The organism is Brevundimonas fluminis (genome assembly GCF_003934285.1).
Taxonomy (GTDB): domain Bacteria; phylum Pseudomonadota; class Alphaproteobacteria; order Caulobacterales; family Caulobacteraceae; genus Brevundimonas; species Brevundimonas fluminis.
The window spans coordinates 529,304-543,316 of sequence record NZ_RQWJ01000004.1 but is presented as its reverse complement, the minus strand read 5'-3'; the positions used below and the strand labels follow the sequence as shown (position 1 = coordinate 543,316).

Annotated in this window: 8 protein-coding genes and 1 tRNA gene; 6 read left to right on the top strand and 3 right to left on the bottom strand. The window is 69.4% G+C overall.

Annotation, left to right across the window (positions count from 1 at the left end; translation table 11 throughout):
* Window positions 1–83 precede the first annotated feature (83 nt).
* Window positions 84–857 (top strand): hypothetical protein, encoded by a 774-nt coding sequence (locus tag EFJ44_RS11695; RefSeq protein WP_125257371.1) that lies wholly within the window; start codon window positions 84–86, stop codon window positions 855–857.
* A gap of 9 nt (window positions 858–866) precedes the next feature.
* On the opposite strand, the gene hutH is transcribed toward EFJ44_RS11695, so the two are convergent.
* Together hutH and hutU are read right to left on the bottom strand one after the other, a co-directional pair.
* Window positions 867–2,390, bottom strand: a complete 1,524-nt coding sequence (gene hutH / locus EFJ44_RS11690) for a histidine ammonia-lyase (RefSeq protein ID WP_125257370.1) — start codon at window positions 2,388–2,390, stop codon at window positions 867–869.
* 2 nt (window positions 2,391–2,392) lie between these two features.
* The gene (gene hutU, locus EFJ44_RS11685) at window positions 2,393–4,051 is read right to left on the bottom strand and encodes a urocanate hydratase (protein WP_420897393.1); all 1,659 of its coding nucleotides are present in this window, start codon (window positions 4,049–4,051) and stop codon (window positions 2,393–2,395) included.
* 40 nt (window positions 4,052–4,091) lie between these two features.
* On the opposite strand from hutU, the gene EFJ44_RS11680 reads away from it, so the two are divergent.
* The 5 genes from EFJ44_RS11680 (at window position 4,092) to EFJ44_RS11660 (ending at window position 10,683) form a co-directional block, all read left to right on the top strand.
* Window positions 4,092–4,988 carry an agmatinase family protein gene (locus EFJ44_RS11680; protein WP_241209778.1) on the top strand — a complete coding sequence of 299 codons (897 nt, stop codon included), beginning with the start codon at window positions 4,092–4,094 and terminating at the stop codon, window positions 4,986–4,988.
* A 40-nt stretch (window positions 4,989–5,028) separates the two neighbouring features.
* Window positions 5,029–6,198: an imidazolonepropionase gene (gene hutI, locus EFJ44_RS11675; RefSeq protein WP_125257480.1), complete on the top strand. Its 1,170-nt coding sequence runs from the start codon at window positions 5,029–5,031 to the stop codon at window positions 6,196–6,198.
* A gap of 209 nt (window positions 6,199–6,407) precedes the next feature.
* Window positions 6,408–7,988: a phytoene desaturase family protein gene (locus EFJ44_RS11670; RefSeq protein ID WP_125257367.1), complete on the top strand. Its 1,581-nt coding sequence runs from the start codon at window positions 6,408–6,410 to the stop codon at window positions 7,986–7,988.
* A 163-nt stretch (window positions 7,989–8,151) separates the two neighbouring features.
* Window positions 8,152–10,548, top strand: coding sequence for an endopeptidase La (gene lon / locus EFJ44_RS11665; RefSeq protein ID WP_125257366.1), 2,397 nt, complete (start codon window positions 8,152–8,154; stop codon window positions 10,546–10,548).
* A 61-nt stretch (window positions 10,549–10,609) separates the two neighbouring features.
* Window positions 10,610–10,683: transfer RNA gene (locus EFJ44_RS11660), tRNA-Val, on the top strand.
* A gap of 146 nt (window positions 10,684–10,829) precedes the next feature.
* Here EFJ44_RS11660 and EFJ44_RS11655 read toward each other — a convergent pair.
* Window positions 10,830–14,006, bottom strand: a complete 3,177-nt coding sequence (locus EFJ44_RS11655) for an autotransporter outer membrane beta-barrel domain-containing protein (RefSeq protein WP_125257365.1) — start codon at window positions 14,004–14,006, stop codon at window positions 10,830–10,832.
* Between the last annotated feature and the right edge of the window lie 7 nt (window positions 14,007–14,013).

Below are 14,013 nucleotides of genomic sequence, written 5' to 3'. Positions count from 1 at the left end.
GTCAGGCGGCGTCAGATGACGGAGTGATGCGGACGATGTAGCGTCCCTCCATGGCCGCTTCCGGCCGGGGGAATCTCAAGCATATGCGCCGCAACGCTCTCTTCGCCGCCGTCTCGCTGACGGCCGTCCTCGCCGCCGGCGCCGCTTCGGCGCAGTCGATCTCGGTCGGCCAGACCGTTCGCGGGACGATCGCCGCGTCCGACCCTGCCCTGGACGACGGCAGCCATTACGACTGCTGGGTCTTCAACGCGCCGGCCGGCGTCTACACGGTCGATTACGGTTCCGAGGACTTCGACGCCTATCTGGTCGTCGGCAAGGGGCGCGACTGCCAAGGCGCCACGCACGTCAGCAACGACGACTGGGGCGACGGCCTGAATTCGCACGCCGAGTTCCGCACCGACGGCGGGCCCTGGTTCATCCGGGCCAACACGCTGGGCGGCGGCGAGACCGGCGCATACACCCTGACGCTGGTTTCCGGGGGTGACCCGTCGGTGATGGATGACTTCGACGACGACCATCACGACGACGGCGGTGACGAGGAGCTGGATCTGGCCTGGCTGGACGAGCTGGAAGGGCGCGACGGCGGCGAAGAGCACCTGATGAACGTCCTGTGCGCGGCGGTCGACACCCTCGATCTGATCGTGACCATGGAGAACATGACCGACGAACAGCTCGAGGCCCGGATGGCCGAGGGCATGCAATTCACCGAGCGGTCCTACGTGACGGGCGCCGCCCTGGGCTTCAGCCAGGACGAGGTCGAGACCCAGGTCGCCGAGCTCGGCGTCACCCTGCTGATGGACCCGGAGAGTTCCGGCGATTTCGCGGACGCGCGCCGGGAATGCATGTCCATGCTCTGACCTGACGGCTCAGGTCAGCAGATCTCCGACGAACGGCCGCCACCGCCCCTCACGGACGGTGGCGGTCGCGCGCGCTATGTCGGGCGCGAAATAATGGTCCTCGGCGTACTCCGCCGCCGCCTCGCGGACGACGGCCCATGCCCGTTCCAGCGGCTCCGACGACCTCAGCGGGCGCTGGAAGTCGATGCCCTGCGCCGCGGCGAGCAGTTCGATCCCGACCACCGTCGCGGCGTTCTCCGCCATGTCCAGCAGGCGCCGGGCTCCGTGGGTGGCCATCGACACGTGATCTTCCTGATTGGCGCTGGTCGGCACCGTGTCGACGCTGGCCGGATGGCTGAGCATGCGGTTCTCCGCCACCAGGGCCGCGGCCGTCACCTGGGCGATCATGAAACCGGAGTTCAGCCCGCTTTCGCGCACGAGAAAGGCCGGCAAGCCGCTCATCTTGGGGTCGACCAGGATCGACGTCCGCCTTTCGGAGATGTTGCCGATCTCGCAGAGAACCAGGGCGATCTGATCCGCTGCGAAAGCGACGGGCTCCGCATGGAAGTTCCCTCCGGAAATGACGTCGCCCTCGGCGAAGAAGACCAGCGGATTGTCCGTCACCGCATTGGCCTCGCGCACCAGGGTGGCCGCCGCGGCGCGCAGCACGTCCAGCCCGGCGCCCATCACTTGCGGCTGGCACCGGAGGGAGTAGGGATCCTGCACCTTCTCGCAGTCGTCGCGGTGGCTGTCCCGGATCGCCGACCCGGACAGCAGTTCGCGCAGCACCCGCGCCACCTCGATCTGACCCGGCTGGCCGCGCAGGGCGTGGATGCGCGGATCGAACGGCGCGTCCGACCCCTTCAGCGCGTCGACCGACAGCGCCCCGGCCACCAGCCCCGCCGCGAACGCGTCCTCCGCCGCGAACAGCCCCGCCAGCGCCAGCGCCGTGGAACACTGCGTCCCGTTCAGCAGCGCCAGCCCCTCCTTGGGCCCCAGCACGACGGGCTCGCGACCGACGCTCGCCAGCGCCTCGACCGCCGCCACGACGCGACCGCCGACGACGGCCTCGCCGACGCCGATCAGCACGCAGCTCATGTGCGCCAGAGGCGCCAGGTCGCCCGACGCCCCCACCGACCCCTTGGCCGGGATGACCGGCAGAACCTCGCCGTTCACCAGGTCGATCAGCGCCTGCAGCGTGTCGCGCCGCACCCCCGACGCCCCTTTCGACAGGCTGGCGATCTTCAGCGCCATCAGCAGCCGGGTCACGCCCGGCGACAGCCGATCGCCGACCCCGCAGGCATGGCTCAGCACCAGATTTTTCTGCAGCGTCTCAAGGTCTTCCGCCGCGATCCGGGTGTTGGCCAGCAGGCCGAAGCCGGTGTTGATGCCATAGACCGTCCGGCCCTTGGCCAGAATGTCCGCCACCGTCGCAGCCCCCGCGTCGACGTCGGCCCAGGCCGCATCGGTCAGGGAAAGCGTCACCGGCCCTTCCAGGGCGGCACGCAACTGGGACAGGGTCAGGGGGGATCGACCGATCTGGATGTGGGTCATCGTCAGCGTTCCACGCTCGGCAGGTTGAGCCCGTTTTTGCGCGCCGCATCCTTCGCGATCTCATAGCCCGCGTCGGCATGGCGCATGACGCCCGTCGCCGGGTCGTTCCACAGCACCCGCTCCAGCCGCTTCGCCGCCTCGGGCGTGCCGTCGGCCACGATCACGACGCCTGAGTGCTGGGAATAGCCCATGCCGACCCCACCCCCGTGGTGCAGCGACACCCAGCTGGCCCCCGAGGCCGTGTTCAGCAGGGCGTTCAGCAGCGGCCAGTCCGACACCGCGTCCGAACCGTCCATCATCGCCTCCGTCTCGCGGTTCGGGCTCGCCACCGAGCCGGAGTCCAGATGATCCCGCCCGATCACGATCGGCCCCGACAGCTCGCCCGACGCCACCATCTCGTTGAACATCAGACCCGCCCGGTGCCGGTCGCCCAGACCGATCCAGCAGATGCGCGCCGGCAGGCCCTGGAAGGCGATCCGCTCGCCCGCCATGTCCAGCCAGCGATGCAGTCCCGTGTTTTCCGGAAACAGCCGCTTCATCGCCGCATCGGTCTTGCGGATGTCCTCAGGATCTCCCGTCAGCGCCGCCCAGCGGAACGGCCCGATTCCGCGGCAGAACAGCGGACGGATGTACGCCGGCACGAACCCCGGGAAGGCGAAGGCGTCGCTCACGCCCTCGTCGAAGGCCACCTGCCGGATGTTGTTGCCGTAGTCGGTCGTCGGCACGCCCGCAGCGTGGAAGTCCAGCATGGCCTGAACGTGCACGGCCATCGACGCCCGCGCCGCGGCCTCGACCGCCGCAGGATCGCTCTCGCGCTTCTCCTCCCACTCCCCCACGGTCCAGCCCGCGGGCAGATAGCCGTTCACCGGGTCGTGGGCGCTGGTCTGATCGGTCACGAGGTCGGGCCGGACGCCACGCCTCACCAGTTCAGGCAGAACCTCCGCCGCGTTCCCCAAGAGCCCGATCGAAAGCGGCTTTCCTTCCGTGAGCGACCGCTCCAGCAGCTTCAGCGCCTCGTCCACGCTCTCGGCCATGACGTCCAGGTAGCGGGTGCGGATGCGGAACTCGATCCGGCTGCGCTGGCACTCCACGGCGATGCACGAGGCGCCGGCCATGGTCGCCGCCAGCGGCTGGGCCCCGCCCATGCCGCCCAGCCCGGCGGTCAGGATCCACTTGCCCGACCAGTCGCCGCCGTGGTGCTGGCGCCCGGCCTCCATGAAGGTTTCATAGGTGCCCTGAACGATGCCCTGGGTGCCGATGTAGATCCACGACCCGGCGGTCATCTGGCCGTACATGGCCAGGCCCTTGCGATCCAGCTCGTGGAAATGCTCCCAGGTGGCCCATTTGGGCACCAGATTGCTGTTGGCGATCAGCACGCGCGGCGCGTCGGTGTGGGTGCGGAACACCCCCACCGGTTTGCCCGACTGCACCAGCAGGCTCTCGTCCTCGCCCAGTTCGCGCAGGCTCTGCACGATCCGGTCGAAGCTGGCCCAGTCCCGTGCCGCCTTGCCAATTCCGCCATAGACGACCAGGTCCTGCGGCCGCTCGGCCACCTCCGGGTCCAGATTGTTCATCAGCATCCGCAGCGCGCCCTCGGCGGCCCAGGTGCGGCAGGTCTTCTCCGGTCCGCGCGGGGCGCGGACGATGCGGGCGTTGGTCATCTGTTGTTCGCTCATGTCCGCGTCTCTACGCTGGCGACCCATGAGCATGGAAGCCTCCGAAGCCCTGTCCTGGCGCTCCGTCGCCGACCTGGTCGGCGATCACCCGGACGCGCGCGCCGCGCTCATCGGCGCGCCGCTGAACGAACGCTCCCTGACGCCAGGCCGCTGCGACCTCGCGCCCAAGGCCCTGCGCGCCGTGCTGCCGCGCTTTTCGACCTACGACGTCGAGACGGGGCTGGACTTGACGACGGCCGTCCACGACGCCGGCGACGTCCCGCTCAGGGCCGTCTCGCCGTCCGACGCCTTCGCACCCCTCCGCGACGCCGTCGCCGCGCAAGCTCGTCGCGACCTGACCGTCCTGATCGGCGGCAACAACGCGGTCACCCGCCCCGGCGTCCATGCGCTGGGCCTCGACAGCGTCGGCGTGCTGACGCTGGACGCCCATTTCGACCTGCGCGACACGGATCAGGGCCTGACAAACGGGAATCCCATCCAGGCCCTGCTGGACGACGGAGTGGACGGGCGCCGCATCAGTCAGGTCGGCCTCGCCCCCTTCGCCAACACCCGCCGCGCGCATGAGAAGGCCAAAGTCGCCGGCATCTCCGTCCGCACCGCCGCCGAATGCCGCCGACTGGGCCTCGCCGCCGCCGTCGCTCAGGAGCTGGACCGCCTCTCCGCCCTTTGCGACGTCATCTACGTCGACTTCGACATCGACGTCATCGACCGCGGCCAGTGGCCCGCCAGCCCCGGCGCCCGCCCGGGCGGCGTCCCGGTCCAGGATTTCTTCCAGGCCACGCGCGTCGTCGGCGCCCACCCCAAGGTCCGCGCGGTCGACCTGACCGAATACGACCCCTCTCTCGAAATCGGCGACCTCGGCTCCCTCACGGCGGGTCGCTGGTTCTGCGAATTGCTGGCGGGATTTGAAGCGCGTGGCTGACCGCTTCGATCTGCTGATCGCCGACTGCCGTCTCGCCACCATGGCGGAGGGCGGCCTGGCCTACGGCGCCGTCGAGGACGGCGCGCTTCTGGTCCGCGACGGCCGCCTCGCCTGGGTCGGTCCGCGCGCCGAACTGCCCGCGCACGACGCGGAGCGGACCCAGCGCCTGGGCGGCCGGTGGGTCACGCCCGGCCTGATCGACTGCCACACCCATCTGGTGTTCGGCGGCAACCGCTCGCACGAGTTCGAGCGCCGCCTGGCCGGGGTGCCCTATGAGCAGATCGCGCGCGAGGGCGGCGGCATCGTCTCGACCATGACCGCCACCCGCGCCGCCGACGAGGACGCCCTGGTCGCCTCGGCTCTCCACCGCCTGCGTGGCCTCACGGACAGCGGCGTCACCACGGTGGAGATCAAGTCCGGCTACGGCCTCGACGCCGACAACGAGCTGAAGATGCTGCGCGCCGCCCGCCGCGTCGGCGTCGAGGGCCGCGTGCGCGTCTCGACCAGCTTCCTGGGCCTGCACGCCCTGCCGCCCGAGCATCGTCAGAATCGCACCGCCTACCTCGACCTGATGATCGATCAGGTCCTGCCCGCCGCGCACGCGCAAGGCCTGGTCGACATGGTCGACGCCTACTGCGAGCCCATCGCCTTCACCGCGGACGAAATCGCCCGCCTGTTCGAGCGCGCCCGCGACCTCGGTCTGCCGGTCAAGCTGCACGCCGACCAGCTTTCGAACGGGGGGGGAGGGAGTCTGGCCGCCGCGCACGGCGCCCTGTCGGCAGACCACGTCGAGCATGTGGACGAAGCGGGCGTCGTCGCCATGGCCGCCGCCGGGACCGTCGCGGTGCTTTTGCCCGGGGCCTACCTCATGCTGCGAGAAACGACGCCGCCGCCGATCGACCTCTTCCGTCGCCACGGCGTGCGCATGGCCGTGGCCACGGACTGCAATCCCGGCACCTCGCCGGTCGCCAGCTTGACCGCCGCCCTCAACCTCGCCTGCGTACAGTTCCGCCTGACGCCGGAGGAGGCCCTGACGGGCGCCACGCGCCATGCCGCGGCCGCACTTGGCCTTTCGTCGGAGATTGGCACGCTCGAGCCCGGCAAGGTCGCCGACATCGCGGTCTGGAACGTCGAACGCCCTGCGGAGCTTTGCTATTGGCTGGGCGCCCCGCTGCTGCACCAGCGATGGGTCGGCGGCTACCCAAAGTAGGCGTGAAACAACCAAAGATTGGGACCTGCCCGAATCGTGACATCCTCGACGATCCCGGAGGATGCCATGCCGCGCCGCCCCAGCCGCACCGAGCTCGTCATGGTCGCCGCCCTGGCCTTCTGCACGCTCGCCCAGATCGGCCTGACCGTGCTGGACCTGCTGTCCGCCTGATCCCGCCGTGCTAGACGCGCTTCCGAAAGGGAGCGTCCATGGCCGCCATCGAAACCGACGTCGTCATCCTCGGTGGGGGCCACAACGGGCTTGTCTGCGCCTTCTATCTGGCGCGGGCGGGACTGAAGGTGACCGTGCTGGAGCGTCGATCCGTCGTCGGCGGCGCCGCGGTGACGGAGGAGTTTCAACCCGGCTTCCGCAACTCCACCGCCAGCTACACGGTCAGCCTGCTCAACCCGCAAGTCATCGCCGACATGGACCTGCGCCGTCACGGACTGCAGGTCGTGCTGCGCAAGGTCGCCAATTTCCTGCCCCTGCCGGGGGGCGACCGGCTGCTGGCCGGGGAGGGGATCACGCAGCGCGAGGTCGCCCGGTTCTCGCAAAAAGACGCCGACCGTCTGCCGGAATACGAGCGCCGGCTCGAGGTCGTGGCCGACGTCCTGCGCGACTGGATTCTGCGTCCGCCGCCCAACATGACCCCAGGCGGCTGGCTGCACGCCCTGCCGGACCTGCTCTCGGCCGGGGCCCTGGGGCGTCAGGCGGCGGCTCTGGACGTCCAGGGCCGCCGCGACCTGCTGGACCTCTTCACCAAGTCCGCCGGCGACTGGCTGGACGGCTGGTTCGACAGCGAGCCGATCAAGGCCCTGTTCGGCTTCGATGGCGTGGTCGGCAACTACGCCGGCCCCTACACGCCGGGCAGCGCCTATGTCCTGCTGCACCACGTCTTCGGCGAGGTGAACGGCAAACGCGGCGCCTGGGGGCACGCCGTCGGCGGCATGGGCGCGATCACCCAGGCCATGGCCCGGGCCTGCGCCGAGCGCGGCGTCGACGTCCGCCTCGACGCGCCCGTGGTCGAGGTGCTGACGGAAAAGGGCAGGGCGGTCGGCGCGGTGACCGAGGCGGGCGACGTGTTCCGCGCCCGGGCGGTCGTCTCCAACCTGCACCCGCGCCTGCTGTTCGACCGGCTGGTCGATCCGGCCGCCGTGCCCCACGACTTCCGCGAGCGGATGACGCGCTACGCCTCCGGATCCGGCACTTTCCGCATGAACGTGGCGCTCAGCGAACTGCCGCGCTTCACCGCCATGCCCGAACCCGGCGACCACCTGACCGCCGGCATCATCATGGCGCCTTCGCTCGCCTATATGGAGCGAGCCCACGCCTCGGCCCGGCTGGACGGCTGGTCGCGCGAGCCGATCATCGAGATGCTGATCCCGTCGACGCTGGACGACACGCTCGCCCCGCCGGGCCGGCATGTCGCCAGCCTGTTCTGCCAGCACGTCTCGCCCGACCTTTCCGACGACGACCGCGAGACCGTCGCCGACCTGATGATCGAGACCGTCGACCGCTGGGCGCCGGGCTTCAAGGCCTCGGTGCTCGGCCGTCTGGCGCTGGGGCCGCGCGATCTGGAGCGGCGCTTCGGCCTTGTCGGCGGCGACATCTTTCACGGCCGCCTGACGCTGGATCAGCTGTTCAGCGCCCGTCCGGTGCTCGGCCACGCCGATCACCGCATGCCCGTGCCCGGCCTCTACCTGTGCGGCTCCGGCGCCCACCCGGGCGGCGGCGTCACCGGCGCTCCGGGTCACAACGCGGCGAAGATCGTGCTTAAGGATATGCGCTGATCCCCAGCCCTCGGACCGGTCACGCTTGAACGCGTACGGTTCCGGACCACATACTTCCGCGAAGGCCGCCACAAGGCGGGTCGAGTCGAAACGGTCGGGCCCCTTGCCCCCCACGCCGGCGCGACGGGTCCGGGATCAACCCGGACTCCAGGAAGTTCGCATCATGTCCGAGTCCAAAGTCCTCCCCGTCCTGCCGCTCCGGGACATCGTCGTGTTCCCGCACATGGTCGTGCCGTTGTTCGTCGGCCGCGAGAAATCCGTGCGCGCGCTCGACGAGATCATGAAGGGCGAGAAGCAGATCCTGCTGGCGACCCAGAAGAACAGCGTCGACGACGATCCCGCCGCCGAAGCCATCTATCCGATCGGCGTGCTGGCGACCGTTCTGCAGCTGCTTAAACTGCCCGACGGCACGGTGAAGGTGCTGGTCGAGGGCAAGCGCCGTGCCCGCCTGACCCGCTTCACCGACCAGACCGAGTATTTCGAGGCAGAGGCCGTCGTGCTCGACGACGAGATCGCCGATCCGGCGCGCGCCGAGGCCCTGTCGCGCGCGGTGATCGAGCATTTCGAACACTATGTGAAGCTGAACAAGAAGGTCCCGCCCGAGGCGCTCAGTTCCATCCCCCAGATCACGGACGCGTCCAAGCTCGCCGACAGCGTCGCCGCCCACCTGTCGGTCAAGATCGCCGACAAGCAGAAGCTGCTGGAGACGTTCGACGTCGCGGGCCGCCTCGAGCAGGTCTATGGCCTGATGGAGGGCGAGATTTCCGTCCTGCAGGTCGAGAAGAAGATCCGCTCGCGCGTCAAGCGCCAGATGGAGAAGACTCAGCGGGAATACTACCTGAACGAGCAGATGAAGGCGATCCAGCGCGAGCTGGGCGAGACCGACGACAGCCGTGACGAGATCATGGAGCTGGAGAAGCGCATCCGGAAGACGAAGCTGTCGAAGGAGGCGCGCGCCAAGGCGGACGCCGAGGTCAAGAAGCTGCGGAACATGTCGCCGATGTCGGCCGAGAGCACGGTGGTGCGGAACTATCTCGACTGGCTGCTGTCGATTCCGTGGGGCAAGGCGCGACAGAAGCCCATCGACCTGCAGAAGGCCGAGGACATCCTCGAGGAGGATCACTACGGCCTGGAGAAGGTGAAGGAGCGCATCGTCGAATACCTGGCCGTCCAGGCCCGGACCGGTTCGCTGAAGGGCCCGATCCTGTGCCTCGTGGGACCTCCTGGCGTGGGCAAGACCTCTCTGGCCAAGTCGATCGCCAAGGCCACCGGGCGTGAGTACGTCCGCATGTCGCTGGGCGGCGTGCGGGACGAGGCCGAAATCCGCGGCCACCGCCGCACCTACATCGGCTCCATGCCGGGCAAGATCATCCAGTCGATGAAGAAGGCGAAGACCACCAACGCCTTCATCCTGCTGGACGAGATCGACAAGCTGGGCGCCGACTGGCGCGGCGACCCGTCCTCGGCCCTGCTGGAGGTGCTGGACCCGGCCCAGAACTCGACCTTCGGGGACCACTATCTGGAGGTGGACTACGACCTGTCGAACATCATGTTCGTGACCACGGCCAACAGCATGAACATGCCGCAGCCGCTGCTCGACCGGATGGAGGTCATCCGCGTCAGCGGCTACACCGAGGACGAGAAGGTCGAGATCGCCAAGCGTCACGTCCTGCCGAAGCTGCTGGTCGACCACGGCCTCAAGGACGGCGAACTGGTCGTGCCCGACGCCATGCTCCGGGACCTGATCCGTTACTACACTCGCGAAGCCGGCGTTCGCTCGCTGGAGCGGGCGCTGGGCGGTCTGGCGCGCAAGGCCGTGCGCGAGATGGCGAAGACGGACGTCGCCTCCATCACCATCGACGCGGCCAAGCTGGCCGAATACGCCGGGGTGAAGAAGTACCGGTACGGGGAGACCGACGAGACCGATCAGGTCGGCATCGTCACCGGCCTTGCCTGGACCGAGTTCGGCGGCGACATCCTGACCATCGAGGCCATCAAGATGCCGGGCCGCGGCCGCATGACCGTGACCGGCAACCTGAAGGAGGTGATGAAGGAGTCGATCTCCGCCGCCGCCTCCTACGTCCGGGCGCGGTCTCTGGCCTTCGGCGTCAAGCCGCCGGTGTTCGAGAAGACCGACATCCACGTGCACGTGCCGGACGGCGCCACGCCCAAGGACGGCCCGTCCGCCGGCGTCGCCATGACGGTGGCCATGGTCTCGGTCCTGACCGGCGTGCCGATCCGCAAGGACATCGCCATGACCGGCGAGATCACCCTGCGCGGCCGCGTCACCGCCATCGGCGGCCTGAAGGAGAAGCTGCTGGCGGCCCTGCGCTCCGGCATCAAGACGGTGCTGATCCCGCAGGAGAACGAGAAGGACCTGGCCGACGTGCCCGAGAACGTGAAGTCGGCGCTCGAGATCGTCCCCATCTCGACCGCGGACGAGGCGCTGAAGTGGGCCCTGACCGGCACGCTGACGCCGGTCGAGTGGGACGAGGCCGCCGAGCCCCTCCCCGCCGCCGCGCCGCCGGCCGACGGCGCCACGGCGACGGTCAGCCACTGATCCGGACGGGTCGTCGCCCTTGCGGCGGCGGCCCGCGCCCGGCAAGGGGAACAGGCGGGCAGGGCGGCTAGCTCAGCTGGTCAGAGCACCTCGTTTACACCGAGGGGGTCGGGGGTTCGAACCCCTCGCCGCCCACCGCCCGACGGCTGCACATCCCTGGACAATCCCATGGAAACTCCTTGGAGAATCCCTGGAGAGGGTCCGGGAACGACCGGACACGAAAAAGGGGCCGCCGGATCGTCCGGCGGCCCCTTCTCGTCTTTCGGATCGTGGGCCCGGTCCTAGAACCGGAAGCTGGCCCGCAGCAGCAGCATGTAGCGGACGTAGTCCTCGATCAGTTCGGCGTCCGCGCTGACCGACAGCATGCCCAGCTCGTTGCCGACGTTCAGACGGAATCCGACGATCGGGCCGCCGCCCTCGATGCCGTCCGGCGCGATGGCGAAGTCCGGGCCGCCGCCGACGAACCGGCCCATGGTCACGCCCGGATCGACCGAGATGTTCTGGCGCCAGCCGATGCGGAATTCCGGCTTCAGCCAGCTGTTCTGGCCCATGCCCATGGCGATGTTCATGGCCGCCGTCGCCGAGAACATGTGGCCCTCGCGCTCGTCGATCTCGAGGTCGAAGCCCTGGCCGCCCCCCGCCTCGACGTGGGCGTCCTCGCTCAGCGAGAAATACTCGGCGTAGATTTCCGGACGAATGGTGAAGCGGCCGTAGGTGCGCTCGTACGAAGCGCCGCCGGCCAGGGCCACGGTCCAGCCGTTCCAGCTGGAGGTGTTCGACAGATTCAGGCCCGAGCCCACCAGGCGCCGGGTGGAGTCGAAGGTGGCGTAGCCCCCCGCGGCCCGCGCCCAGGTCGTCCAGTACTGGCCCTGGGCCCGCCAGTAGAGGCCCAGTTCGATCAGATTGGCGGAAATGACCTCCTCGGCCTCGGACTCCGGATCCTCGAGGTCCGACGAGGTGAAGGCCAGGCTGACGCCCAGGTTGCCGTAATCGGTGCCCATCTCGAAGCCGCCGGCCACTCCGAAGCCTTCGGAGCGGAAGCCGTAGGTGTCGGTCTTGTCCTTGTCGGCGTAGAAGGTGATCTCCTGCAGCCAGGCGCTGCCCTGACCGGGGGCCGCCGAGGCGTTGCGGCCGACCAGGGCGCGGGTCACGGCGTCCACGCCGCCCGACAGCGACAGGAGCGGCCCGCCCGAGTGCTCGGGCAGGAGTTGCTCGTACAGATTGATGAAATCTTCGCGCCCCGTCTGGCTGATGAAGGCGTCCAGCAGGTTCGGGTTCGACCCCAGGGCGCCGTAGAAGGCGTCGAAGATGCCGGCTTCCGCGGAGATCAGCCCCGCCTCCTCAGCCGTGCGGCGCCGCACGTCGAGATAAACCTCGCCCGCCGCGGCGTCGGCCGAGGCGTCCACACGGAAGAGGTAGGGCGAGTTGGATTCGGTCGCCTCGAAGTCGACGTTGCCCAGCGTGAGGGTGTTGGCGTCTATGACCGTGAAGCGCGTCGGCGCGGCGATCAGGGAGGTGAAGCGCACCCCGAGCTGGGATCCGTCCTGCAGGTTCGCCGTTCCCGACACCGCATAGCCGCCGGCCGTGCCCGCGGCTCCGTCGACCGTGAAGATGAGGCGGCCGTCCCCGCCGACGGTCAGGTCGGTGACGCCCAGCGTAGAGGTCTGACGCCCGTCAAGGGTGCCGTCCTGAACGTCGATCGTCAGTTGCCCGTCGGAGTCGGCCAGGCGGCCGGTGACGGTCGCCCCGCCGGTGATCGACAGGCTGTCCGCTCCGGCCCCGAAGTCGATCGCGCCCGTGATCGTGCCATTGCGCACGTCGACGACGTCGGCTCCCGACCCCAGCAGGACGTCTCCGAAGATGGAGGGTTCGGACGCGTCGGCGACGCCGTCGCCGTCTGAGTCCGGATTGCCGTCGCCGGGCGCCGGGTCGGCCGGGTCGGCGTCCTGGATGAAGACGACGCCCGTCGTGTTCGCGCGAAGGTCGACGGCGGCGGACGTGCCCGTGACCGGGTCGCCGTCGGCGTTGGGCGTCAGATTGGCCTCGATCACGCCCATGTTGGTGAAGGAGGTCAGCGTGCCGCTCAGATCGCGGACGGCGGTGACGTCGGCCGTGCCGCCGCCGCTGGTCGCGAGAATCGTCCCCCGGTTGGTGAACGTCGCGACGTCGGCGCCGGCTTCGAACAGGATCGTCGTGACTTCGCCTCCGGCGTCGCTGGCGCTGGCCGCGGTCACGAAGCCGGTGTTGGTGAAGCGCGGGGTCGTCACTCCGGCGCCGAAGCGGAAGGCGACGGCGTCGGCGTCGTAGGCGAGCACCGACACGGGTCCGGCGTTCAGCACGCCGCCGTCGATCGTGACGGCGCCGCCCCCGTCCACGCCGAATCGGACCGCCTGGGCGTTCACGCCGTCCAGAATGCCCTGGGCGTTGACCGTGCCGCGATTGATGAAGCCGTAGTTCAGATCGCCGGTTCCGACGGCGCCGAGGGTGATGTCCTGGGTCGTCGAGCCGACCAGGATGGCCGGCGCCGAGCCGAAGGTGGACACGCGCGACGCGGTCTCTTCCGAGTCCGTCACGCCGTCGCCGTCGTCGTCCGTGCTGTTCGAATCGGACTCGGTCGGCAGGACGTCGAACAGAACGCCGCCCGCGACGTTCCCGGCGATGATGACGGCGGGCCCGCCCTCAAGACGATCGTCGGCATCGATGTCGTCGATCACGTCCTGGGCGGGGCGCGAGCGGTAGCGGAACCCGGTCGCGGCGATGTCGCCCTGGAAGATCAGGCGGCCCGTGACGTCGCCCTCGACCACCACGGCCGAGGCGTCCTCGCCCGTCGAGTCGATCGAGCCGCCGATGTAGGCGTTGCCGTCCAGGAGGCCGGCCAGCCGAACCGCCACGCTCCGGTCGCCCAGGGTGCGGATCTCGGCCTGGCTTCGGAAGTTTCCGGTCAGGCCGTCGTCGATCGAGATGCCGAAAGAGTCGTTGCCTTCGACCTGGATGAAGCCGGATCGGTTCAGCAGCAGATCGCCCGTGACCGGACCGGCCAGACGGACCCCGTAGCGTCCCGACCCCGTCGCCCACGGGCCATCCGGGTCCAGGTCGTCGTCCGGATTGGGCTGGGCGCCCAGGGAATCGCCGATGACGATCCGGTCGTTGATGGTGATCGTGGTGTTGACGCCGCCGTTCACCAGAACGCCCGTCGCGCCGTCGGCGGCGTTGGTGAAGGTGATCGCCCCGCCGGTCGACAGGGTGAAGGTGTTGTTCGAATCGACCGTCACGGCGGTGCCGGAGGTCAGATTGATCGCCCCGCCGGACGCGATCTGGACGTCGGCCGCGGCGCCGTTGTTGGCGTTGGACGTCAGGATCGGCGTCGTGCGCGCCGTGTTGATCACGACCTGGGCCTGGGCGCCGGCGGCGAAGAGCAAGGGCGCGAGCGCCGCAGCGGTCGCATAGAAAAGACGCATAACCGGG

Bases quoted from the DNA above. Each gene is read 5' to 3' on its own strand.
- EFJ44_RS11695 (WP_125257371.1), top strand. From the start codon at position 84: ATGCGCCGCAACGCTCTCTTCGCCGCCGTCTCGCTGACGGCCGTCCTC.
- hutH (WP_125257370.1), bottom strand. From the start codon at position 2,390: ATGACCCACATCCAGATCGGTCGATCCCCCCTGACCCTGTCCCAGTTG.
- hutU (WP_420897393.1), bottom strand. From the start codon at position 4,051: ATGACCAACGCCCGCATCGTCCGCGCCCCGCGCGGACCGGAGAAGACC.
- EFJ44_RS11680 (WP_241209778.1), top strand. From the start codon at position 4,092: ATGAGCATGGAAGCCTCCGAAGCCCTGTCCTGGCGCTCCGTCGCCGAC.
- hutI (WP_125257480.1), top strand. From the start codon at position 5,029: ATGGCGGAGGGCGGCCTGGCCTACGGCGCCGTCGAGGACGGCGCGCTT.
- EFJ44_RS11670 (WP_125257367.1), top strand. From the start codon at position 6,408: ATGGCCGCCATCGAAACCGACGTCGTCATCCTCGGTGGGGGCCACAAC.
- lon (WP_125257366.1), top strand. From the start codon at position 8,152: ATGTCCGAGTCCAAAGTCCTCCCCGTCCTGCCGCTCCGGGACATCGTC.
- EFJ44_RS11655 (WP_125257365.1), bottom strand. From the start codon at position 14,006: ATGCGTCTTTTCTATGCGACCGCTGCGGCGCTCGCGCCCTTGCTCTTC.